This window comes from Clostridium pacaense, from assembly GCF_020709765.2.
In the GTDB taxonomy this organism is placed as follows: Bacteria; Bacillota; Clostridia; order Lachnospirales; family Lachnospiraceae; genus Enterocloster; species Enterocloster hominis.
In genome coordinates this window covers 117,162-141,029 of the sequence record NZ_JAJFEB020000003.1, presented here as the reverse complement: position 1 = coordinate 141,029, position 23,868 = coordinate 117,162, and the positions used below count along the sequence as shown (strand labels likewise).

25 protein-coding genes are annotated in these 23,868 nt (G+C 52.0%); 8 read left to right on the top strand and 17 right to left on the bottom strand.

The window, feature by feature from the left end:
• Window positions 1–130: 130 nt before the first annotated feature.
• Window positions 131–556: a helix-turn-helix domain-containing protein gene (locus LK536_RS36755; RefSeq protein WP_120057727.1), complete on the top strand. Its 426-nt coding sequence runs from the start codon at window positions 131–133 to the stop codon at window positions 554–556.
• Window positions 557–624: 68 nt separating this feature from the next.
• Window positions 625–1,137, top strand: a complete 513-nt coding sequence (locus tag LK536_RS36750) for an ImmA/IrrE family metallo-endopeptidase (RefSeq protein ID WP_227795236.1) — start codon at window positions 625–627, stop codon at window positions 1,135–1,137.
• On the opposite strand, the gene LK536_RS36745 is transcribed toward LK536_RS36750, so the two are convergent.
• Complete coding sequence (locus tag LK536_RS36745; protein ID WP_008721443.1) at window positions 1,112–1,780, bottom strand: potassium channel family protein; 669 nt, start codon at window positions 1,778–1,780, stop codon at window positions 1,112–1,114. The genes LK536_RS36750 and LK536_RS36745 overlap by 26 nt on opposite strands.
• Window positions 1,781–1,842: 62 nt before the next feature.
• A complete protein-coding gene (locus LK536_RS36740) occupies window positions 1,843–3,135 on the bottom strand; it encodes a TrkH family potassium uptake protein (protein WP_008721441.1) in 1,293 nt (430 codons plus the stop codon).
• A gap of 200 nt (window positions 3,136–3,335) precedes the next feature.
• Between LK536_RS36740 and LK536_RS36735 the strand changes: the two genes are divergently transcribed.
• From LK536_RS36735 to LK536_RS36720, 4 genes are all read left to right on the top strand, one after another.
• A complete protein-coding gene (locus tag LK536_RS36735; protein WP_025483461.1) occupies window positions 3,336–4,868 on the top strand; it encodes an ATP-binding protein in 1,533 nt (510 codons plus the stop codon).
• Window positions 4,861–5,559 (top strand): response regulator, encoded by a 699-nt coding sequence (locus LK536_RS36730; RefSeq protein ID WP_227795235.1) that lies wholly within the window; start codon window positions 4,861–4,863, stop codon window positions 5,557–5,559. The genes LK536_RS36735 and LK536_RS36730 overlap by 8 nt, the downstream gene beginning before the upstream one ends.
• A 398-nt stretch (window positions 5,560–5,957) precedes the next feature.
• Entirely contained in the window at window positions 5,958–6,161 is a 204-nt protein-coding gene (locus LK536_RS36725) for a helix-turn-helix transcriptional regulator (RefSeq protein WP_008721433.1), read from the top strand.
• Window positions 6,146–6,607: an NUDIX domain-containing protein gene (locus LK536_RS36720; RefSeq protein WP_506092096.1), complete on the top strand. Its 462-nt coding sequence runs from the start codon at window positions 6,146–6,148 to the stop codon at window positions 6,605–6,607. The genes LK536_RS36725 and LK536_RS36720 overlap by 16 nt, the downstream gene beginning before the upstream one ends.
• A gap of 124 nt (window positions 6,608–6,731) precedes the next feature.
• Here LK536_RS36720 and LK536_RS36715 read toward each other — a convergent pair whose 3' ends face one another.
• The 5 genes from LK536_RS36715 to LK536_RS36695 all read right to left on the bottom strand — a co-directional run bounded on the left by LK536_RS36715 (window position 6,732) and on the right by LK536_RS36695 (window position 13,160).
• Window positions 6,732–8,033, bottom strand: coding sequence for a hypothetical protein (locus tag LK536_RS36715; RefSeq protein WP_227795234.1), 1,302 nt, complete (start codon window positions 8,031–8,033; stop codon window positions 6,732–6,734).
• A gap of 4 nt (window positions 8,034–8,037) precedes the next feature.
• Window positions 8,038–9,393, bottom strand: coding sequence for a coiled-coil domain-containing protein (locus LK536_RS36710; RefSeq protein WP_227795233.1), 1,356 nt, complete (start codon window positions 9,391–9,393; stop codon window positions 8,038–8,040).
• Window positions 9,394–9,492: 99 nt separating this feature from the next.
• A complete protein-coding gene (locus LK536_RS36705) occupies window positions 9,493–10,707 on the bottom strand; it encodes an ABC transporter permease (RefSeq protein ID WP_008721425.1) in 1,215 nt (404 codons plus the stop codon).
• On the bottom strand, window positions 10,697–11,512 hold the full coding sequence (locus LK536_RS36700) for an ABC transporter ATP-binding protein (protein ID WP_120057749.1): 816 nt from the start codon (window positions 11,510–11,512) through the stop codon (window positions 10,697–10,699). Before LK536_RS36700 ends, LK536_RS36705 begins: the two co-directional genes overlap by 11 nt.
• Window positions 11,513–11,600: 88 nt before the next feature.
• Window positions 11,601–13,160, bottom strand: a complete 1,560-nt coding sequence (locus LK536_RS36695) for an efflux RND transporter periplasmic adaptor subunit (protein ID WP_227795232.1) — start codon at window positions 13,158–13,160, stop codon at window positions 11,601–11,603.
• 174 nt (window positions 13,161–13,334) lie between these two features.
• Between LK536_RS36695 and LK536_RS36690 the strand changes: the two genes are divergently transcribed.
• Window positions 13,335–13,553, top strand: a complete 219-nt coding sequence (locus LK536_RS36690) for a hypothetical protein (protein ID WP_506092095.1) — start codon at window positions 13,335–13,337, stop codon at window positions 13,551–13,553.
• An 88-nt stretch (window positions 13,554–13,641) separates the two neighbouring features.
• Here LK536_RS36690 and LK536_RS36685 read toward each other — a convergent pair whose 3' ends face one another.
• The 6 genes from LK536_RS36685 to LK536_RS36660 all read right to left on the bottom strand — a co-directional run bounded on the left by LK536_RS36685 (window position 13,642) and on the right by LK536_RS36660 (window position 18,948).
• Window positions 13,642–14,889, bottom strand: coding sequence for an aspartate aminotransferase family protein (locus LK536_RS36685; RefSeq protein WP_227795231.1), 1,248 nt, complete (start codon window positions 14,887–14,889; stop codon window positions 13,642–13,644).
• Complete coding sequence (gene argB, locus LK536_RS36680) at window positions 14,882–15,772, bottom strand: acetylglutamate kinase (RefSeq protein WP_008721415.1); 891 nt, start codon at window positions 15,770–15,772, stop codon at window positions 14,882–14,884. Before argB ends, LK536_RS36685 begins: the two co-directional genes overlap by 8 nt.
• A gap of 55 nt (window positions 15,773–15,827) precedes the next feature.
• Window positions 15,828–17,066 (bottom strand): bifunctional glutamate N-acetyltransferase/amino-acid acetyltransferase ArgJ, encoded by a 1,239-nt coding sequence (gene argJ, locus LK536_RS36675; RefSeq protein WP_227795230.1) that lies wholly within the window; start codon window positions 17,064–17,066, stop codon window positions 15,828–15,830.
• Between the two features lie 119 nt (window positions 17,067–17,185).
• Window positions 17,186–17,650, bottom strand: coding sequence for a GNAT family N-acetyltransferase (locus LK536_RS36670; RefSeq protein WP_008721412.1), 465 nt, complete (start codon window positions 17,648–17,650; stop codon window positions 17,186–17,188).
• 27 nt (window positions 17,651–17,677) lie between these two features.
• Entirely contained in the window at window positions 17,678–18,718 is a 1,041-nt protein-coding gene (argC, locus tag LK536_RS36665; protein ID WP_008721411.1) for an N-acetyl-gamma-glutamyl-phosphate reductase, read from the bottom strand.
• Window positions 18,719–18,798: 80 nt separating this feature from the next.
• Entirely contained in the window at window positions 18,799–18,948 is a 150-nt protein-coding gene (locus tag LK536_RS36660) for a hypothetical protein (protein ID WP_506092094.1), read from the bottom strand.
• Window positions 18,949–19,005: 57 nt separating this feature from the next.
• Here LK536_RS36660 and LK536_RS36655 point away from each other — a divergent pair, with 57 nt between their 5' ends.
• On the top strand, window positions 19,006–20,238 hold the full coding sequence (locus LK536_RS36655) for an argininosuccinate synthase (RefSeq protein WP_008721409.1): 1,233 nt from the start codon (window positions 19,006–19,008) through the stop codon (window positions 20,236–20,238).
• A 104-nt stretch (window positions 20,239–20,342) separates the two neighbouring features.
• Here the strand turns inward: LK536_RS36655 and LK536_RS36650 are convergent, their stop codons facing one another.
• From LK536_RS36650 to LK536_RS36635, 4 genes are all read right to left on the bottom strand, one after another.
• Window positions 20,343–20,762, bottom strand: coding sequence for an HIT family protein (locus LK536_RS36650; RefSeq protein ID WP_008721408.1), 420 nt, complete (start codon window positions 20,760–20,762; stop codon window positions 20,343–20,345).
• Window positions 20,763–20,838: 76 nt separating this feature from the next.
• Complete coding sequence (locus tag LK536_RS36645; protein WP_008721407.1) at window positions 20,839–22,146, bottom strand: TRAP transporter large permease; 1,308 nt, start codon at window positions 22,144–22,146, stop codon at window positions 20,839–20,841.
• The gene (locus LK536_RS36640) at window positions 22,146–22,643 is read right to left on the bottom strand and encodes a TRAP transporter small permease (RefSeq protein ID WP_227795228.1); all 498 of its coding nucleotides are present in this window, start codon (window positions 22,641–22,643) and stop codon (window positions 22,146–22,148) included. The genes LK536_RS36645 and LK536_RS36640 overlap by 1 nt, the downstream gene beginning before the upstream one ends.
• Before the next feature lie 80 nt (window positions 22,644–22,723).
• A complete protein-coding gene (locus tag LK536_RS36635; RefSeq protein WP_025483483.1) occupies window positions 22,724–23,719 on the bottom strand; it encodes a TRAP transporter substrate-binding protein in 996 nt (331 codons plus the stop codon).
• Window positions 23,720–23,868: the final 149 nt, after the last annotated feature.

Here is a 23,868-nt window from a genome sequence, read left to right as displayed (position 1 = left end):
TTTTTCGAATCTTTTTAAGACACTTTATAGGATTATCATTGCTTTTATATAAATAATGTGATATTATTAAGACACTAATTACAGTTTTGAAGATATATCCCCTTAAACGAAAAGGACAGGAGCACTTATCATGGAACTAGGTGAAAGAATACGCAGTCTCAGAAAAAAAAAGGGTCTGACCCAGGAAGAGCTCGCGTCCAGGCTCGGCCTGCAGAAGTCAGCGGTTGCCAAATATGAGAATGGACGCGTGACGAACATTAAGCGTGCCACCCTCTTTAAGATGGCGGAAATCCTGGAGGTCAGTCCGGGTGAACTGATGTACGGCAAGGAGGATAAGGGCCAGGATGACCATGGACTCGCCGTATTGTCAGGTTATTATGGGATGCTCAACAAGGCTGGGCGCACCAAGGTCCTGGAACATGTCCATGATCTCACACTGATTCCCGCGTACCGTCTGGACCGCGGACTGTCCCTGGTACCCGTGGCTGCCCATAATGATGATGCCAAAGACGCGGAACAGCTGCGCCTGATGGAAGAAGACCTCGACAATATGTAACCGGCTGAAGCATATTCTGTACTGCACAGCGAGCGGTATTTTGGATAGCGTTTAAAGGAGGGAATGATTTGAATTCATTTGAACGGCTGCTTGAACATACAGATGCGGAACATATCCGTGTTCTGGAAAAACAGTTTAAATCCAATGCCAAAGGACTGATAAAAGGAAATAAGATAGCAATCCGGCAGGATATCCCCACTGTGGAAAAGGCATCCGTGCTGGCGGAGGAACTGGGGCACTATTACACTACCGTGGGTAATATCCTGGACCAGGAGGATACGGGCAACCGCAAGCAGGAGCACAAAGCCCGCACCTGGGCCTATAACAGGCTGATTGGCCTGTCAGGACTGGTGCGGGCATATAAAAAAGGATGTGCAACTATCTATGAGATGGCGGAAGAGTTGGAAGTAAGTGAAGATTTCCTCCGCTCCGCCCTGGATTATTATCATGACAAATATGGCTGTTGTACGGATTACAAAGGCTACCATATATCCTTTGAACCTTCTTTTTCAATCACATCCCTGGATGACGGGGAAACGTATCGTACCGTTCCTCCTACAGGTCATCGGCCAGACGTTTGATTTTATCCCTGTCCCCAATGACAACGATGGTGTCATCCTGGTTCAGCACATACTCCGGCTTAATGTCCGTGGTAAGCCATCCGTTCCGGCTGATGGCTATGATATTTACTCCATAAAGGTTGCGCAGCTGAGCCTGGATAACGGTCTTACCCGCTATCTTGGAGGTCATCTTAAGCTCGGAGATATCTATATTCTGCTCCAGTTCAAAGAGGTTGAAGATCCGCTTTGATATCAGCCGTTTGGCCAGCCTGACAGCCATATCCTTTTCAGGATACACCACCTGGGCGCCTATTTTCTCCAGTATCTCCCCCTGCTCCGGGCTGTTGGCCTTGGCTACCACCTGAGGCACTCCCAGGTTAATCACATTCAGGGTGGTAAGGATGCTGATATCCACCTTATCACCTATGCACACCACCACGATATCGCAGTTCTGGATTCCCGTTTCCCTCAGTGTCTCCTTCTGCAGGTCCTTTACAACATATGCGTGTTCCGTAACCCCGCGTATCTGGCGGACCTTTTCTTCATTGCAGTCCAGCACCATGATTTCCTTCCCAGCCTCCGCCAGGGTGTATGCCAGGGCGCTTCCGAAACGCCCCAGTCCAATGATTCCATATGACAGTTCTTCCGATTGTTTCCGTGCCATCTTCTATCTCCTCCTTACGGTTATTTCTGTCTGATGCCTCTATAATAGTCCTGCCCATCCCCTTACCCAATCGATATACTCCCCTCAGGAAAGGAAACGGATGTATCCGGCTTAAATATCCAGATTGTGACAATGGTCAGGGGACCAAGCCTGCCAATATACATGATGAGTATCTCAAGCAATTTGCTCCACGGGCTTAAGCCGGGCGTGATTCCAGTGGACAGCCCCACGGTTCCAAAGGCCGAGGTAATTTCCAGCATGATGTCCCCAAAGGGAATCCCCGGCTCCAGTATGCACATGGTAAAGATTCCTGTGAATACCACCAGGGCCGACAGTGCGGTCACGATTGCTGCCTTGTAAAATGCTTCCTGCGGTATCTTATAATGGAATGCATGGGGCTGTGTATTGGTGGCGGCGCCCTTGATGGTGTGGAATAACGTAAACAGTGTGCTGGTCTTGATGCCCCCTCCGGTGGAACCTGGGGAAGCGCCGATAAACATAAGGATGGACACGGTCAGCAGGCCTGCCGATGTAAAGTCTCCCAGGGGAAATGTGCTGAATCCCGCGGTCCTGGCTGACACGCTTGTGAAAAATGCCCCCAGCCAGGTGATATCCTCCGTAAGCCGGATTAACAGTGTACCTGCTGCCAGCAGTATCAGCGTGGTCACTATCACCGCCTTGGAGTGGAGGCACAGCTTTTTAAAGGAGCGTTTCCTGAAGATATCCATGATGACAAGGAAACCAAGCCCGCCAAAAATTATAAGTCCGGCCGTGGTCAGGTTCAGGAGAACATCATCTTTGTATCCGGTCAGGTTCTTAAGCCCGCCCAGTATATCAAAGCCGGAGTTGTTAAATGCAGCCACGGAATGGAACAGGCTGATGCCCAACGCCCTTATGGGCGGGTAATCCCTGGAGAACACCAGATAACTCAAAACCACGCCAGCTCCCTCAAAGCACAGTGTCACCTTCAGTACATTCTTAACCAGGCACACAAGGCCTTTTCCCGAATCCAGGTTCAGGGCCTCCTTAATCAGCAGGCGCTCCTTTAAGTTTACCCTGCGTCCCAGGGCCAGTATGACGCCCACTCCCACAGAGGTAACCCCCAGGCCGCCAACCTGAATCAGCAGGGCCACCACGGTCTGTCCTATGGCCGTAAAGGTATCCGCCGTATCCACAGCAATCAGCCCTGTTACACATACCGCGCTGGTGGATGTGAAAAGCGCGTCCACATAGTGAAGATCCACTCCCGGCTTCACACACGCCGGAAGCATTAAAATAAAAGATCCTGTCAGGATCACAGCCAAAAAGCCAAGTGCAATGATCCTGGCAGGCGATTGTTTTTCAATGGATTTCATATCATCTGATCCTCCTGTTGACTAAAGGGTATCATGGTTCGCATAAAACAGGTATAACGGAAACAGCCTTGGTATAAAGATTATATAAAGATACTGCCAACTTACTGTTGAATACGGTTGGATTATGTTATAATGACGTCAGGCGTTACGCGGCAGTTCCCCGTAAGGACCGCTGCCGCCGTACAAGGAGGATAGGAATCATGAAGCATACAAAGCTCGCCGACACCCTGAAAACAGCCGCCGTCCTGGCGCTGACCACGGCCATCGGCTTTCTTTTGGAGGCAATGGGGCTTTCCCAGACCAATGTCATAACCGTATATATCCTGGGTGTTCTTGTGGTTGCGGCCGTCACTTCCAGCAGATGGTACAGCACAGCCGCATCCCTGGCCAGCGTCCTGCTGTTCAACTATATTTTCACAGAACCCATGTTCGTGCTCAAGGCAGAGGACGCAGGCACCCAGCTCACACTTTTAATCACCTTCCTGGCGGCTGTCTTTACCAGCACCTACACGGTACAGATAAAGGAAAAGGCGCGGCTGTCCCAGCAGGATGCCTACCGCTCCGGCGTCATCCTTGACACCAGCCAGATACTTCAGAAAGCCGGGGAGCCGGACGGCATCCTTTTTGCCGCCGCAACCCAGCTGAATAAACTCCTAAAACGTGACATTGCATGTTTCCAGACGGATGGGAACGGCATATTGCCGCCGGTCAGCTTTACGGACTGCTCCCCGCACCCGGGAAGCCGCGGGCCTTCCCCCGACACACTGGAGGAAATGTCCGCTGCCAGAAAATGTTATATGGAGGGAAATGAAACCGGAGCCGCCACTTCCATCCTGTCCACGGCCGCATTCCACTATCTTCCGGTCCAAAGCGCCGGAACGGTTTATGGGGTTATCGGAATACGGATGGGTGAGACAGAGCCGGATGACTTTGAAAACAGTCTTGCAATTGCCATCCTGAACCAATGCGCCACCTCCATGGAAAAAGAATTCATTTCCAGGAAAAGGGAAGAAGAAACCGCCATGGCCAAGGCGGAACAGCTCCGCAGCAACCTGCTGCGCTCCATGTCCCACGACCTGCGCACCCCACTTACCAGCATTTCCGGCAACGCCGGTGTCCTGTTAAAGGACGCGGGTACGCTGGACGAAGCCCACAAGCACCGTATCTACAGCGATATCTACGATGATTCCATGTGGCTGATTTCCCTGGTGGAGAACCTGCTCTCCATCACCAGGATGGAAGGCGGCGCGGTCCAGCTGCACATGGAGACCGAGCTTCTCGAGGAGGTCATTGACGAGGCCATGCGCCACGTGAACCGGAGGCACGAAAACCACTCCATCCATGTAACACAGGAAGGGGATTACATCCTGGCATGCGTGGATGCGCAGCTGATCATACAGGTCATCACAAACCTGGTTGACAATGCCATCAAGTACACGCCCGATGGCTCCAGCATCACCATAAAAAGTTATAAAGATAATGGAAATGCCGTCATAGAAGTCAGCGATAATGGCCCGGGAATCCCGGATGAATCCAAAGACAGGATTTTCCAGATGTTTTATACCACCGGCCACAAATCCGCGGACGGGAAACGCGGCATGGGCCTTGGACTGCCCCTGTGCAGGGCAATCCTGAATGCACATAAAGGAACCATCGAAGTATTGGATAACACACCGTCCGGAAGCATTTTCCGGCTTACATTACCCGCAGAGGAGGTATCTTTCCATGAATAAGGCAGGAATTTTAATCATCGAGGATGATAAAGCCATAAAGAATCTGATTGCAACCACGCTGGAGATGCATGAATACCATTACATATGGGCTGATAAAGGGGAACAGGGCATCCTGATCGCTGCTTCCCAGCGGCCGGACATCGTCCTTCTGGATCTTGGCCTGCCTGACATGGACGGGGTGGATGTGATACGGAAAATCCGGTCCTGGTCCAACATGCCCATCATTGTCATCAGTGCCAGAAGCGGGGATGATGATAAGATTGCCGCCCTGGACGCTGGCGCAGATGATTATCTGACAAAGCCCTTTTCCGTGGATGAGCTGTTAGCCAGGCTCCGCTCCACCCAGCGGCGCTTAAACTACATGCAGTCCCTGGAAGATGTCCAGTCCTCCGTGTTTACCAACGGCGGGCTGACCATTGATTATGCGGCCGGGTACGCCTCCTTAGATGGTGAGGAACTTCACCTGACGCCATATGAGTATAAGCTCCTCTGCCTTCTGGCCCACAATGTGGGAAAGGTTCTGACCCATTCCTATATTACCCGGGAAATCTGGGGCGCTGCCTGGGAAGGGGACGTGGCCTCCCTGCGGGTGTTCATGGCTTCCCTGCGCAAAAAGATTGAAAAAGAACCTTCCCAGCCACAGTATATACAGACGCATGTGGGGGTGGGGTATAGGATGCTGAGGATTTAAGGGTCTGGGGTGGGGTGCATCTGTCTCCCCATCCCCATTCCACCCAGCGGCTGCGTATTGTTGTTACTGCTTCCTACTGCTTCCCTTGAATCCGGTATGAGGGGAATAACCACATGCTCAGGTCTAATCCGAAGGTCCTGTTTTTTCTGGTGGTATCTTAACTATATTTCTGTCCTTGTTTTCCATGTATTCCATTATTTCCCAGTTTTTTATAAATAAGCCGGGACATTTGCTGTCATAGTAGTATATATCCTATTCTGTGTGATTGAAGGTCTGTACCATTCGGTTACAAAGGGCGTTTCTGTGGAGGGGATGAATCCGTTTATTACCCTGACCGTTAGTTCCATCATTTATTTAGCGCATCTTCTGTATTACAGAAGAAAATATGGTGACTGAGCATGGAGAATTCGATTCGGGAAAGGCGTAAGGAAAGGGGTATTTCCCAGGAGGAACTGGCTGGGAAGTGCGGTGTTTCCCGCCAGACAGTGAACGCCATAGAGAATAATAAGTATGACCCTACCCTGGCTTTGGCATTCCATCTGGCTCAGGAACTGGGGACTACGGTTGATGGGCTTTTTAAGCCAGGATGGGGTGGGAAGTAATGATGGAAGTAAAGTTCTATGATTGTATGGATGTTGAGGATGATAAAATCAAGTTTGCGGTCATCGTGGCGCGGCATATGGGGGCATGGGTGTTCTGCAGGCATAGGGACCGTCCTACGTTTGAGGTGCCAGGCGGTCACCGTGAGACAAATGAGGATATCCGGCGTACCGCTGAAAGGGAATTATTTGAGGAAACAGGGGCCGCGGAGTTTACGATGTCGCCTGTATGTGTATATTCCGTCACTGGGAAAAACCGGGTAAACGCCACGGGACAGGAAACCTTCGGCATGCTGTATTATGCGGAAATATTCCGTTTTGGTGAAAAGCCGGAGTCAGAGATAGAAGAAGTACGGCTGTTTCCCGGACCTCCCTCTGAATGGACCTACCCACTGATTCAGCCAGAATTTATAAAAAAGGTCATGGCTTCCAGTTTCTTTGGAAAATAGGAAAAAGGGGTAAACCGTAGCCTTGATGTCAGGTACGGTTTACCCCTTTTTCCATTCTTTTTATCCCTCTTACCCTTTATAAAACAGCACTGCTTTTTCCATCAGCACTTCTGTCATGTATATATCAGATTCCGGTCAATCCCTTTACCGCCCAGTCATAGGTGTCCATCGCCTGTTGAAAATTAACATCAGCCTGGGCCTTTGCAGCCACCCCGTCAAGATACGCTGCCCTGGCCTCCATATATTCCTGTCTGGACAGCATACCCAGTTCCATCCTGCGGGATGCCGCCTTCCACTCTGCCTCCCTGGCAGCCTGGGCCGTACAGGCGCCTTGCCATGCGGTCCGGCTGGCTAATGCGTCCTGGTACAGGGTATCAATCTGCGCATACAGGTTTTCTTCCTCCTGGTTGATGGCTCTCTGACGGGCGTGAAGTTCTTTGTTGGTTCCGCCGGAGGCGCCGCCTCTTTGCTGTCTAAGCTCATAGTTATTGCCCATCGCCCTCCATTTGTCCACTTCCAGGGTGATATTGTCCATCCGTCCCTGCTCCGGTAACGGCATGGAGTCGATTACAGCAGCAGAATCCGCCGGATACCCAATGACCATGAGAAGATTTTTTCTGACACGTCCCATGTCGTCTGCAAGGGCCTGGGCAGTGTTCACAGCTGCCTGGGCAGCCTTTCCCGCCTCGTCCGCATCAGCCTGCGAAATGGTCCCAAGGGCTGCCTGTCTTACTGCCTTCTCATATTTTCCCTGCATAAGCTCAGCGTTGGCAGCAGCACTCTCCTGCTCCGCCCTCAGGCTGTGGTAGGTACCCATAAGGCTCTGGGCCGTCCATATCATGGTATCTTCCATCTTCCGCAGCGACATGGTGCTGGAACTGCCTTTAGCAGACCGTATCTGCTTATCTATGTCCTTGGCTGCATCTTCAAGGATTTTTGCCTGGGCGCGGTAACTTCTGGCGCCCTCGGTGTCTCCGTTTTCCTCCATGTCATCCGCCTCTTCCCTTAAAAGGCGTCTTGTCTCCATGATATCTTCCCTGGCAGACTCATACCGGCCCAGCCTGCTTTCATATTGGATGCGTTCCATCTCCACCTGAGGCGAATAGGCCTTTACCAGCTCCGGAAGGTCGCTGTATCGGATGACCATGGACTCATCCGCATCTGCCGGAATCCCATCTGCGCCTGCCGGAATCCCATCCGCCCACACCACACCGGTTCCGTCCTTTGCCGGGACCGCGCCGGTTCCGGCCAGCATTGCACAGGAGAGTAACAGGGCCAGGAACCTGGCGGAAGGACTGGTCAGTACTCCGGTTATACGTCCGCGTCCGGCCTGCCGTTCAAATACCACTCCTGCACCATGTCCATCCCTGCGCCCCGCCGGGTCCCAAAAGCCGGGCATATGTTCCCGCTTATATCTGAATCCCATCCTGTCACGCCCCTTCTGTCTGCGCCAGCCCGTTCACGGCCCAGCGGTAGTCCTCCAAGGCCTGCCTGAATTTCAGGCCCGCGATATCCCTGGACGACTCCTTGGATGCCAGGCCGCCCTGCTGCTGCAGGTATTCATTTTTGGAAATGGCTCCCAGCTGGTAGCGGCGTTCTGCTGCCTGTGCGCTTCTGGCTTCTACCTGGTACTCGCCCTCTGCCTGTATATAGTCTGACTGGGCCTGTTTCAGCTGCTTGTATCTGGCTTCCACATCAGCCTCTATGTGCTGCAGTCCGCTTTCCACCTTCCGCACCATGACGTCAAACTGGTTCCCATTGCCAGTGTGCTTCAGGCGGCGTTCATTGGCAGCCTGGCTGTAGTTGGTTTCCTGGGCCTTTTCCTTATCAGCTGCCAGGTCAATCCGGTCCACTTCCTCCATCCCCGGTATGCTGATTTCCCGTATCTCCGGTTCAGCGTCATAGCTCCAGCCCGTCATCACACACAGTTCACGGCGGAGCGCGTCCTGTTCCTTTTCATTGGTTTCTATGGCTGCCCTGGCCGCCTCTACTTTTTCCTGGGCCGCCAGAAGTTCTGCCTGGGTCGCCATGCCCTGGGCTGCCTTTACGCCCATGGATTCATACTGGCTCTGGGCTGTACGGGCCGCTTCCTCCAGTGCAGGCGTCTGTTTGGCTTTCTGCCAGTAAGAATTCATTTTGGTCTGGGCCTCCTTTACAAGGGAAGCCTCCTGTCTGTCATATTCCATTTTCTTTACATAGCCGTCCTCATTCATGGCATCGGCCGTGTCCTGGTTCTGCTCGGCCTGAACCCGTGAAAGGGCTGCGTTGGCAGCCACGCTCCCGTATCCCGGCTGGTCCTCGTCCGTGGTATCCATCATTTTATCGCTGGCATCATAGAGATGGTCAGCCACGTCCTGATATGCGTTTTTCAGGTCATCGTTGCTCTTGCCCCTATAATCATCATACTCAAGCCGGTTGTTGATTATGGTTGCATTGTATTCATGAATCAGGTCCGCCAGCTCCTCATATTCCATCACATTATCCCTGAGGGACGCCCATTTTTCCGTGGAATAGGCAAACTCCGGGCTGGCCCATGCTGTCACCGGAAGTGATACGCTTAAAGATGCCGCCAGGCACAGTATCCTAAGGCGCATACCCGGATTCCTGACCGTACTTGCGCCAGGCATCCTGACAGATTGTTTGCCAGCTTTTTTGCCGGATTTTTTTCCAGCTGTTTTTCCGGCTGCGCTGTCCGCTCCTCCGATAACGCGTCCATTGGCCGCATGTTCACGAACACCGCCATATGTTTTCAGCCTATCTTCTGCCTTCCTTCTGTTCTCTGTCATCCACTACCTCTTTTCCAATGCACGCCGGAAGATGATCTGGTTCTTTCTTCCGGCACACATGAACCGTTTCACTTTGTGCTGCCATACAGCCATACTACCCTACTCATACCGCAGCGCATCAATGGGATCTGACTTGGCTGCCTTGGACGCCGGGTAGAGTCCGAAAAAGATTCCAACCACAGCTGAAAAGGATACAGCCACCAGTATGACTCCCGGCTTAATGATGACCGGCATCCCAAGGAGCGCTCCTCCCATGGACACAAGCCCAACGCCCATGATTACCCCGATGATGCCTCCGCACGCCGACAATATGGCGGATTCTGTCAGGAACTGGATCAGTACATCACGGGTCCTGGCGCCCAGGGCTTTCCTGATACCGATTTCCCTGGTCCTCTCGGTCACGGATACCAGCATGATGTTCATGATGCCGATGCCTCCGACCAGAAGGGATATGGCCGCAATCCCACCCACCGCCATGGACAGGCCTCCCATCATGGAATCCACGGAGGTCATCTCCTGCATGGCTGTGTACATATAGATATCCTCGGGCTGCCTGCCGTGCATTTTCGCAACATAGGATTTGAACTGGCTGAAAAACAGGTCCAGGTTCACATCCTCCTTTGCATACACGTGCAGCTGGTAAAAATTATCATTGGGCCATGTCAGCAGGGTATAGGGAATGAACGCCGACCCCTTATCGCTGTTGCTGCCGCCCATCATGAGGGCCTGGAAGGCATTGATATTTTTCCGGTACACGCCCACCACCGTAAAATCATCGGTGGAGCCGTACAGGGTGGTCCTGAAGGTCTTGCCCACTGCATTTTCCACCCCAAACAGCATCCTGGCGCTGTCCGTATCCATGACCACATTCTTTTTCCTGCCAAGGATATCGCCCTCGTTCAGATAACGCCCGTACACAATGTTCACAGGCTGTACATCCTGGTAATTATAATCAATGCCCTGATAATCGAACTTAATCTTTGTCCGCTTATAGGAGGCTTCATCGCTGGTAAAGGCGCTGCTGTCAATATACGCAATCTGGTCGCTGAAGGCCTCCCTGGCCCGCTCCATCTCATCCAGGTTAAAATAGTCGCTCTGCCTCACATCATCCACCCAGTACCCGATGGAGAAATACGCCTGGGTGATTCCCACATCCTTATACAAATCGGCGAACAATCCTCTCATGGTATCGCCGATGGATACAATGGATATGACGGATCCAATACCGATGATGATGCCCAGCATGGTCAGGGCGGAACGCATCTTATTGGCGCGGATGGCGGAAAATGCCATCTTCATATTCTCAATCAGCATCTTCTGCCTCCTCTTTTAGGATATCTTCCACTTTTAGCATATCTTCCACCCTGTCATCCGGACCTCCGCCCGGATGATGGGTGTTAAGTGTATCACTCTGTACCTGCCCGTCGCTGAACCGGATGACCCGGTCCGCGAATGCGGCTATGTCTTCCTCATGGGTTACCACCACAACCGTGGCCCCTTCTTTGTGAAGCTGCCGGAACAGTTCCATGATTTCAATGGAGGAAGCCGTGTCCAGGTTACCGGTAGGCTCATCCGCCAGGATTAAAGGCGGCTCGTTGGCCAGTGCCCTGGCAATGGCAACCCTCTGGCGCTGTCCGCCTGAAAGCTCATTGGGCATATGGTCCTGCCTTGCGCCCAGCCCCACCCGTTCCAACAGCATATGCGCACGCTCCACACGCTTTGCCTTGGGAACCCTGGCATAGGTCATGGGAAGTTCCACATTCTTAAGCGCGGAGGTCCTGGATATCAGGTTAAAGGACTGGAACACAAACCCAATCTTCCGGTTCCTGATATCAGAAAGTTCATCCGGCGTCATCTCAGCCACATCCACGCCATCCAGATAATAATGCCCCAGGGTGGGCCGGTCCAGGCACCCCAGTATGTTCATCAGGGTGGATTTACCGGAACCGGAATGTCCCATGATTGCCACGAACTCCCCGCGGTCCACGGTCAGGTTTATCTTTTTAAGGCCCAGCACCTTGATGGCGCCTGTGTCATATATCTTGACCAGGTTCTCAAGCTTCAGGAGGGGACCGCTTCCTGCTGTCTCATGGAGCGGCTTTTTCCTGCGCAGGACCATTTTGATGATATCTTCTTTGGAAATCCGGGCCGGACCGCCGCTGCCTGCATCCATGGTCTTCTTACTTTTTATCATAAGGCGCCTCCCCCTACTGCGGACGCACAATAACATCTGTGCCGTCCATAAGGTGGGGTCCCGGGTTCATGACAACCTGCATCCCTTCTTCCAGAACCGTGTCGTCTGCCGGGATGACCTCCACGGACACATCCCCGTCCACCCCAAGGGTTACCGGTATCCGCTTAATCTTCATATCCTGGACAATCAAAATATATGTAGTGTCCCCTTCATCCAAAAGCGCGGTGGTCGGCACCACGAACGCGTCTTCTGCTTCACGGATCAGGAGTTCCGCCTTGGCAGTAATGCCTGCAATCAGCTTGGTATCCTGACCGTCCACGCGGATGGTTGTGGGGATGACGCGCTCCGTTGAACCGCCGCCCTTTTCCTCGCCTGTGGGAGAAATCTTAATGACCTCGCCATTAACGGTACCTCCATCCAGAATGTCCGCGCTGATGACCGCTTCCTGCCCTACCTTCACCTTGCCGATGGAAAACTCGCTGACCTTAATCTCCAGTTCCAGCTGCTCCAGATTCTCGATGCTGAATATGGGCTTGTCATCCTCCACCTTGTCGGCAAACTGGCCAACCTTGGAATTCACCCGGACCACGGTTCCGTCAATGGTGCTCTTTATCTGTGTATTTTCCAGCTCTTCCTTTTTCTTCTCCAGGTCAAACCTTGCATTCTCTATCTGTATGTCATAGGATTTATCCGCCCTGCCCCTGCCGTTTTCCACGGTATATCCTTCCATGGCGCGTCTGGCATCGTTCAGCGCGTTGGCGCTGGCCTCCATTTCCATCTGGGAAATGTCGCCGCTGGCAAACAGCTGGCTGTTGCGGCTGTGGTCCAGGCTGGCTTTCTGGAAGTCCTGGACTGCCTTCTCGTATCCAAGGGCCGCTTCCTTATCTTTTTCCTGCTTGTTATTCACAGCAAGGTCGTATGCGTTCTGGGCAATCTGCACTTCCCGCTCCAGGTCCGTGCTGTCCAACACCGCCAGCACCTGGTCCTTCTTTACCTGGTCGCCTTCTTTTACGTTCATGGTCACAATCTCGGCATGGATATTGGATACCACGTCAACGCTGTCGGTACCGGACACAGGACCACTGAGGGACAGCTTCTCCTGTATGGCCTGTTTTGCCAGAGGCATCACATCCACCATGATTCCCGGGCTTTTGCCGCCTCCCCCAAGCTTTGAACCAGCCAGAAGGGCGATGACCACCACACCGGCAGCCGTAAGGATCTTCCTTCTGCGGCTCCAGCCTTTGATACGTTTTATAAGGCCCGTCTTCTTTTCCCCGGCCTCTCTTTTCTTCTTCCTCTTTTTCTTTTTCCTGCCGTTCCCGTCATCCTCTTCCGGCGCCATCAGTTCCTCTACCCTGCGGTCTATTTCTTCGGATTCCCTTATACCTTCGTCCGTTATTCCGCCTGTTATTCCATCCGTCATTCCATCTGTTATTCCATCCGTTGTCCTATCCGTTTTCTCTTCCGTTGTCTCTTCTGCGGTTCCTTCCATTGTCCCGTCTTGCATGCCATCCCCTATTGCGTCCGGAGCAATCCTGCGCTCCATGTCATCCGTCCTTTTGTCACTTTTCATGCTGCCCTCCTGAATCCATGCCTGCACTGTACTATTCATATTAATACAGTTATATCATACATCGCCCTGTACTACAAGAAAAATAAACACTTTCAGCCAGGTTGTTCATTTCATAAGGCCATTATAGATGTTTACACTAAATATTTCATCCATTATTTATATAACATTTTATAAATGAAAACGAAAGAATATCTTAACATCAGGAAAAATCGGGCATACCGCCAGCCTTACGCCGGCAGCATGCCCGATTTCTTATGGGAAAGTACATCTTTGTATGGAAATGTTTCCTTATATGGAAAATACATCCTTGTATGGAAATTAATCTTTATTATGAAAGTACATCCTTACGGAAAACTGCCTCCTTACAGGAAACAGTTCAGAAATACCCAATAATATGTAATATATGCTTCGAAAGATGCAGCCGCTCAAAGGAGGCGGGCCGCCCGGCCTGCCTCCTTTTGTATCCGCAACAATCCATCTTCTATTTTCCGTATGCCGAATCAATGGCAGCCTCCAGCCGCTTCACCATCTCATCCACATCCGCCTTCCCAATCACCAGCGGCGGCACGAACCGTATGATATTAGTCCCCGCGCTGATAAGCACCAGCTTCTGCTCCAGCAGAGCGGCGGTCACCACGGGCGCAGCCGGTCCGGTCAGTTCCAGTCCCTGAATCAGGCCCATTCCGCGGCGTTCCTTCACAACTGCATACTTTTCCACAACCTGGTCCAGTTTCCCGGAAAGATATGCACCGGTTTCCTTTACATGGTCCACAATGCGGCGCTCCTCAAAGATATCAAGGACCGCCTTGGCGCCCGCGGTCACCAGCGGGTTGCCGCCGTAAGTGGTTCCATGGTCCCCCGGCACCATGGCCCCGGCCGCCTTGCCGCAGGCCAGGAAGGCGCCTATGGGAAGCCCGTTTCCAAGGGCCTTTGCAACGGTCATCACATCCGGCTTCACCCCATAGTGCTGCCAGGCGAACATTTTCCCGGAACGCCCCATGCCGCACTGGATTTCATCCAGGATAAGAAGCAGGCCATGTTCATCGCAGAGTCTGCGGACGCCTTTTATGAATGCTTCGCTTGCAGGGTAAATGCCGCCTTCCCCCTGGATTGTCTCCATGATGACCGCGCAGGTCTTATCATTAATCAGCGCTTCCACGCTTTTAAGGTCATTGAAGTCTGCAAAGCGGATTCCCGGCACCAGTGGTTTAAACGGCTCCTGATAATGTGCGTTGCCTGTCACGGACAGGGCGCCGAGGCTGCGGCCATGGAAGGAATGGTTCATGGCAATGATTTCTCCGGTCAGGTCCATTTCCACGTCCTCACAGCCGTCGCTGCCGTCCCCCATGGACTGGCGGAGCATGTTGTAGTGGCAGCGCTTCGCTATCTTCAACGCGCCTTCAATGGCCTCGGTCCCGCTGTTGGTAAAGAAAACCTTATCCATCTGGGATACCTCCAGCAGCTTTTCCCCGGCTTCAATTGAGGGCTGGTTATAAAACAGGTTGGAAATGTGTGTCAGCTTGTGAAGCTGGTCCTCCACTGCCCTGGTATATTCCTCATCGCCGTATCCAAGGGCCATGACCGCAATACCTGCCCCAAAATCCAGATATTCATTGCCCTCCGTATCGTACAGCATGACTCCTTTCCCGTGGTCAAATACCACGGGAAAACGGTTATATGTCTTATAAAGGACGTGTTCCGCCCGTTCCATCAACTGATTGTCAGCCATGATAGTACCTCTCATCTTCTTCAGAATTAAATATTGCAGTGCCGATACCTTTGTCCGTGAAGACCTCCAACAGGAGGCAGTGGGGGATGCGCCCATCCATGATATGTACCCGTGACACGCCGTTCTTCATGGCATTGATGCAGTTCTGGAGCTTAGGGAGCATGCCGCCGCCCAGCATACCGCTGTCCACGAAATTCTGGGCCTCTTCCACCGTCATCTCGGATATCAGGGACTCCTTATCGTTAAAATCCTTAAACACGCCCTCCACGTCCGTGAGGAATGCAAGCTTCTCAGCCTGTACCGCGGTGGCTATGGCGCAGGCCGCGTCATCGGCATTGATATTGTAGCTGTAGAAATCCCCGTCAAAACCAATGGGACAGATGATGGGCAGGAAATCCTTTTCCAGCAGGTCATAGATGATCTTCGGGTCAACCTCATCCACATCGCCCACAAACCCGATGTCCTCGCCGCCGGAAAGCTTCTTATGGCATTTTAACATCATGCCGTCCTTGCCGCTGATGCCCACTGCCTGGATGCCCAGCTCATTGACCAGCTGGACCAGGCTCTTGTTCACCTTGTTGAGCACCATCTCCGCAATCTCCATGGTAGGCTCATCCGTAACCCGCAATCCGTTCTTGAACTGAGGCTCCATCCCCACCTTGCTTACCCATCTGCTGATTTCCTTGCCGCCTCCATGGACGATGATAGGCTTAAATCCTACCAGTTTTAAAAGCACCACATCCTGGATGACCTTTTTCTTCAGTTCCTCGTCCACCATGGCGCTCCCGCCGTACTTGACCACCACAATCTTCCTGTTAAACCGCTGGATATAGGGAAGCGCCTCTATCAGCACGGCTGCTTTCTGCATTGGTTCCAAATTCATCTCATTTTCCTCCTTATGGCTGCCTGACGGCTGCCTGATGCCTATCCGGCTGGTCTTATGACCTGTAATCCGCATTTATCTTCACATAATCATAGGTAAGGTCGCAGCCCCAGGCCGTTGCCCGGGCATCCCCCATCTTAATGTCCGCAATGGCAGTGACCTCCGGTTCAGACAGGATTTTCGTGGCCTCCTCCTCGCTGTAGTCCACTGCCACGCCGTCCTTTATGATCTGCATGCGGCCGGCCGCGCTCTCAAAGAACAGGTCCACCTTTTCCGGGTCAAAGTCAGCGCCTGAGTAACCCATGGCGCAGAGGATCCTTCCCCAGTTGGCGTCATGTCCGAATATGGCGGCCTTGGTCAGGCTGGATGTGATGACGGATTTGGCCAGGACCCTGGCCTGGTCTTTTGTGGCAGCGCCCTCCACCGTCACCTCAAACAGGGCGGTGCAGCCCTCGCCGTCCCCGGCCATTTTCTTAGACAGGGTTTCATTTATATAGTTGAGCGCCTTGCAGAAGGCCATGTAATCGCTGTTCTTTTCCGTGATTTCGGGATTTCCCGCCAGGCCGTTGGCCAGCACGAGCACGGTGTCATTGGTGGAGGTGTCCCCATCCACGGAAATCATGTTGTATGTATCCTTGATGTCCTGGCTCAATGCTTCCTGCAGCAGTTCCTTGCTGATGGCCGCGTCCGTGGTCACAAACCCCAGCATGGTGCACATGTTGGGATGAATCATGCCCGAACCCTTGCACATGCCCCCGATGGTCACCTGGACGCCGCCCAGCTCAACCTGGACAGCCACCTCCTTATTCTTCGTGTCGGTGGTCATGATGGCCCTGGAGGCATCGGTGCCGCTCTGGACGCTTCCGTCAAGAAGAGGCGCCATGGCCTTAACCCCGGCCTCAATCCGGTCCATGGGAAGCTGTTTCCCAATCACGCCCGTGGACGCCACCAGTACGCTCTCCTGCGGTATCCCCAGGACCTGGGCCGCTGCCGCCGCTGTCCGGCTGCAGTATGCCATGCCTTCCTCACCGGTGCAGGCGTTGGCAATCCCCGCATTGATGACCACTGCATGGGCCGCTGCCCCGCCTGTGACCTGCTCCTTATCCCACTTAACAGGAGCAGCCTTCACCACATTGGTGGTAAATGTACCCGCCGACCTGCAGGGGGCCTGGCTGTAAATCATGGCCATATCCTTCCGGTCCTTATATTTGATGCCTGCCGCCGTGGACGCTGCCTTAAATCCCTTTGCAGCCGTCACTCCCCCAGGTATTTTCTTTAATGCCGCTTCACTCATTTCCATTCCTCCATCCCGCTCATCCTTGGTTCTATATGGTTATATATAGCTTTATATGGTTATGCATGCTTATGCATGATTCCATATGTTTTTCATACCGGTATCCATATGCATCCCTGTCAACGCACGAACCTGGTTATGTTTTCCTCATTTAATATAAACTCATAGCTGTTCACATCTTCCCGTTCCGTCCATCCGATTCCCTGCCAGAAAGCATTGCCCACATCGTTGCTTTTAAATGCAATCAGGCTGATTTTACTCACGCCCTCCTTCTGAAGGGCCTCCATGGCCGCGCGCACCATACGGTAACCGATTCCGTGCTTCCTGTAACCCGGCGCAACGCACACGTGGTAAAAACACCCGGTCCTTCCGTCGTGGCCGCACAGGATGTTGCCCACCACATGGCCGTTCTGGACCGCCACCACGCTGGTGGTTGGATTCCTTTTAAGGAAACGCTCCACACCTTCCCTGGAATCATCCACGCTTCTGATCCCAAATCCTTTGATTTCCGTCCACAGGTCATATACCTGGTCGTAATCCTCCATGGTCATCTCACGGATAAGTATATCCATTGTTCCTGACATGTTCTGATAATTCCTTTCCCGGCCAGCCTATGGAAATACAGGAATCTGCTTCAGCCCCGTATTCTCCGGAAGACCGAACATCAGGTTCATGTTCTGGATGGCCTGGCCTGCCGCCCCCTTCACCATGTTGTCAATGGCGCCCATCATCACAATCCGCCTGGTTCTTGGGTCTATCTTAAAGTTCACGTCCGCAAAGTTGCTGCCCTCCACCCAGCGGGTCTGGGGCACCACATCCTTCTCCAGGACGCGGACAAAATATTCATCCTCATAATACTTATCGTAAACAGCCTTTACCTCTTCATAGGTAACTTCCTTTGTAAGGGAACCATAAGCAGTCACCAGGATTCCCCGGTTCATGGGAACCAGATGGGGAGTGAAGCTGATGGTCACCGGCCGGCCCGCCGCATAGGATAGCTGTTCCTCAATCTCCGGCGTATGTCTGTGGGTACCCACGCCGTACGCCTTGATATTCTCATTCACTTCGCAGTACAGACTGTCCATCTTGGCTCCCCGGCCGGCGCCGGATGTGCCGGACTTGGCGTCAATGATGATTGTGCCTGGGTCTACCAGTCCCTCCTTCACCAGCGGATAGACAGATAAGAAGGAGCAGGTGGGGAAACAACCCGGATTGGCAATGAGCCTGGCGGTTTTCACCTTGTCACGGTTGACCTCAGGCAGTCCGTATACCGCTTCCCCTATGAACTGCGGTGCGGCGTGGGTCAGTTTGTACCACTCCTCATATACGGATACATCCTTAATCCTGAAGTCGGCGCTTAAATCAATGACCTTAACCATGGACAGGATTTCCTCGTCCACCAAGGATGCGCATAAGCCCTGGGGCGTTGCCGTGAACACCACGTCCACCTGTCCGGCCAGTTCCTTCATATTATCATCCATGCATTCCTCATCCACGATTTTATACATATTCGGGTACAGGGACGCATATTTCTGTCCGGTGTAGCTTCTGGAACCATACCACTTAATCTCTATGTCATCCCTTTGGAGCAGAAGCCTTGCCAGCTCCCCTCCCGCATATCCTGTGGAACCGATAATCCCTACCTTAATCATACTCAGTCTCCTTCATTCATATTTCTTCATTTACATTTATAATTATAATGTAATCATCTTCCTTCGCATTTTCATTATAGTTACTTTTCCTTTAAAAGGAAAGCTTGTTTTGTGGTTTTTATCCACTGTATTTCCCTGCTTGCTTCCCGATTTTCATAATTATACATTACAAATGCATAATATGCAAGTTTTTTTAAATATTTTATTTTTCCGCTTGCATTTTCCTGCATAATGTTGTATATTTATGAAAGTTCATTGAGATATGATATTTTCAGGAGGATATAAATATGAAAGAGAAAGTAATTTTAGCTTATTCCGGCGGACTGGATACAACCACAATCATCCCGTGGTTAAAAGAAAACTTTGGATATGAAGTAATCTGCTGTTGCATTGACTGCGGCCAGGGCAATGAGTTAGACGGACTTGACGAGAGGGCCAAATTATCCGGCGCTTCCAAATTATACATAGAGGACCTGGTGGATGATTTCTGCGACAACTACATCATGCCTTGCGTAAAGGCCAATGCAGTGTATGAGTATAAGTACCTTTTAGGCACATCCATGGCACGTCCCGCCATTGCAAAATGCCTGGTTGACATTGCCCGCAAGGAAGGCGCTACCGCCATCTGCCATGGCGCCACAGGCAAGGGTAATGACCAGATCCGTTTCGAGCTGGGCATCAAGGCCCTGGCTCCTGACCTTAAAATCATCGCTCCATGGCGTATGACCGATGTATGGACCATCCAGTCACGTGAGGATGAGATTGAATACTGCAAGCAGCACGGCATCGACCTTCCCTTCTCAGCTGACAACAGCTACAGCCGTGACCGCAACCTCTGGCACATCAGCCATGAGGGCCTGGAGCTGGAGGATCCGTCCAAGGAACCGAACTATGACCATCTGCTGATGTTAAGCGTAAGCCCTGAGAAAGCGCCTGACGAAGCCGAGTACGTTACCATGACCTTTGAAAAAGGCGTTCCCACCAGCGTTAACGGCGAGAAGATGAAGGTTTCCGACATCATCCGCAAGTTAAATGAACTGGGCGGCAAGCACGGCGTCGGCATTGTTGACATCGTGGAGAACCGTGTGGTGGGCATGAAGTCCCACGGCGTGTATGAGACTCCGGGCGGAACCATCCTTATGGAAGCACACCAGCAGTTAGAGGAGCTGGTATTAGACCGCGCCACCATGGAGGCCAAGAAGGACATGGGCAATAAGCTGGCCCAGATTGTATATGAAGGAAAATGGTTCACCCCTCTGCGCGAGGCGGTCCAGGCATTTGTTGAGTCCACCCAGGAATATGTTACAGGCGAAGTGAAATTCAAACTGTACAAGGGCAACATCATCAAGGCCGGAACCACATCCCCCTACTCCTTATACAGCGAATCCCTGGCGTCCTTCACAACAGGGGATTTGTATGACCACCATGACGCCGACGGCTTCATCACACTGTTCGGACTGCCCTTAAAGGTCCGCGCCATGAAGATGGCTGAGGCAAAAGCAGCCAAGAAGGATAATTAATTAATAGGAAAATGCCCCGCAACCAGGTTTATTGATGTATGGTCCTGGTCCGGGGCATGTTTTTTGCCTGTGTATCTGTGTATATTAATGTTCGGAGCTTATTTTCAACCCAGTATTTCCTTCCTCAGTTCCTCCACCATTTCCTTATACTCCTCCTCCGGCAGAAGCACCTTGTCCACGTCATCATGGAATGCCTCGCCCCACTGGAGGCCGCCTTCATACTTGGGAACCACGTGCACGTGGACATGGGGAACGCCGTCGCCAAAGGTGGCATAGTTGATTTTATCAGGCTGGTACAGGTTCCAGACAGCCTGGGCCACCTTTGCCAGTTCCCCAAAATAGCCCTTGTTCTCCTCCGGTGTCAACTGGAAATACTCCGTCTTATGGTCCTTAAACATCACGATGCATCTTCCCTTGTGCTTCTGGTCCCGGTTCAGGTACACGGTGGAATAGTCCAATTTACACACTTCTATCATCAGGCTTTTGAGTTTATCTCCATTTTCACAGTAAAAGCAATCGTTCATCATCATTTCCTCCATATTATATATCATTCTTAGGTATCAGTGCAATCCTGTCAATGTCATATTCCAATCATATCCGTCACTTCACCAGGCCCAGCATGGACGGAATCCACATGGACATGGCCGGAACATAGGTTACCAGCAGCAGCACCACTGCAATGGCTGCAAAGAAGGGAAGCAGCGTCTTAATCACTCCCTCAATGGATATCCCAACCACCTTGCAGCCCGTAAACAGGATGACCCCAACCGGCGGCGTGATGGTCCCGATACACAGATTAAATACAATCATGATACCGAACTGGACCGGGTCCATGCCAAAGCCCTGGCAGATGGGCAGGAAGATAGGCGTGAAAATCAGCACGGCGGGCGTGGGGTCCATGAAGGTGCCCACCACCAGCAGAATCACGTTCATCAGCAGGAGTATTACGTATTTGTTGCTGCTAAGTGTCAGCATGGCATTGGCAATCGCGTTGGGAATCATGGTATAGGCCATCACCCAGGACATGATGGATGAAACCCCAATCATGAAAATAACGATACATGTGGTCTTGCAGGAACTCAGGATAATGGCCGGAAGGTCCTTCACCTTCAGGGAGCGGTAACAGAAGCTGAGTATCAGTGCATAGACCACTGCAATGGCAGAACCTTCCGTTGCGGTGAACACGCCCTTTAAGATGCCGCCGATTACAATGATGATCAGAAGCAGGCTTGGAAGGGCATCCAATATTATCCTGACAGCCTCCTTGGGTGTGACGGAAAAGGATGATACATAGCCTCTCTTTTTCGCCATATATCCGGCAATGACCATCAGGGAAATACCCCAGGCAATCCCCGGTATGTAACCAGCCATGAACAGGGCTGCCACGGAAACGCTTCCCGCCACGGTCGCATACACAATCAGGGTATTGCTGGGAGGAATCAGCTGACCGGTGGGGGCAGAAGCGATATTGACCGCCGCCACATAATCCTTGTCATAGCCCTCTTCCAGTTCAATGGGCGCCATGGTGCCGCCGATGGCCGCGGCTGCGGCCGTACCGCTTCCGCTGATTGCGCCGAACAGCATGTTGGCAACAATATTGGTCTGGGCCAGGGAACCCGGCAGACGGCCGCTGATGAGCCTGGCGCAGTTTACCAGGCGGATGGCGATACCCCCGTTATTCATGATATTGCCCGCCAGGATAAAGAAGGGGATGGCCAAAAGGGAAAATGAATTCACTCCCGTGAACATCTTCTGGGCGCAGGTAACAATACCCGGTCCAAAGGGAAGTATGGTAATCATGGCCAGTGCAGAGGACATACCGATACTGATACCGATGGGCACGCCCATGACCAGCATGACGACCACCGAAACAATCATTATAATTCCAGCTACTACAGCTACATCCATCACGCTTCCTCCTTACCGCACACTGTATATTTAAACTCCTTAAGGAGCTTTGAGACATTGTAAAAAAAGTAAAATACAATACTGATCCCGCTTAAGGGAATGGCCGCATAGATGATTCCCATGGAAATCTGCAGGGCGGAATCCAGCTGTCCCATCTGACGCATAGCGCCCGCATATCCACCTGACACCATGACCCCAAGGCCGAACAGGGCAATGATGACCTCGCCGATGATGTCACACACAATCCTTCCCCTTGGTGGCAGCTTATCCTTTACAAACGGGATGTTCATGTGCTCCCTCAGGCCGAACACATAGGCGGCGCACAGCAGCACCATCCACACAAACATATACCTCGCCAGCACCTCGCTGACCGCGCTTGGCTTATTAAATATATACCGGGTGATTACCTGATAGGAAACCAGAATGGTCATCACCGACATAAGGGCAATACAGCTGGCCTCCAGGACCCGGTCAAATAATTTCTTCATCTTCTCCATGTCATTTCCTCCTAGTTATGGGCGCCAAACCGCCTTCCTCCGGCTGTTTAGGCGCGATACATACCATCCCCGTCCAAGGACTATCTGGCCAGGGCGCGTATCCTGTCGTACAGTTCCCCGGCAAAGGAAGAACCGCTGACCGCTTCCTCATGAAGCTTTTTACAGTTTTCCTGAAACGGCCGGATATCCACATCCACGAATGTAACGCCCTGTTCCTTTGCGGCTTCCTTTGCAATCTCAATCTGTTCATTCCACAGGTCAAACTCATCTTCCACCGAATCGTTCAATATCCGGGTCAGAAGCTCCCTGTCCTCCGGTTTCATCCGTTCAAGATACGCACTCTCCGCAATCACCAGGTCAGGAATCATCACGTGCTGGGTTCTGGAGAATACCGGCGCCACCTCGTAGTGTTTCAGGTCCACATATGTAATCTCATTGTTCTCCCCTCCGTCCAGCACGCCCTGCTGGATGGCGGTATATACCTCACCCTGGCTCATGGGGGTTCCCACGCCGCCCATATACTTCATCATCGCAACCATGGTAGGCGATTCCATGACGCGGATTTTCATGCCGTCAAGATCCTTTGGGGTTTCAATGGGCTTCTTCGTGTATACGTTCCTGGAACCGGCGGTATAGGCTGCCATGACCTCAAACCCTTCCTCCTTAGTGGATTCAAACAGCGGGTCCAGTACGCCTGAGGTAAATACCTCCTTCTGGTGTTCCTGGGAATCAAAGATATATGGAAGGCCCAGGATTGAAAAATCCTTATTATAGTTTTCCACCATGGCATTGTTGACAATGGCCATCTGGATTGCTCCGTTCTGTATCAGCTCCAGGGTAGCCCTCTGGTCCCCCAGCACCTCGTTGGGATAAATCAGGAACTCATATCTCCCCCCGGTGGCCTCCTTAAACTTCTCACCTGCGCGTTCCAGAGCCTGGTAATGGGGATGGGTGGGCGCCTGATTGTAGGCAATCCTTATAATCCCTCCGTCTAACTGCCCGCTGTTCCCGGAACACCCGGTACAGGCCAGTCCCATGACCAGCGCACCCATGGCCAGCAGATATCTCTTTTTCATGAAATATTCCTCCTGTCGGTTATTTTGATACAACCTGTTGTGTTTTTACTATTTTGTCATCCCCTTATATCTCAAATATTAGCACATGTTGTGTTCTTTTTCAACCGTTTTTTAATAATTTTTATGGAAAATGTATCCTTTCCATATTA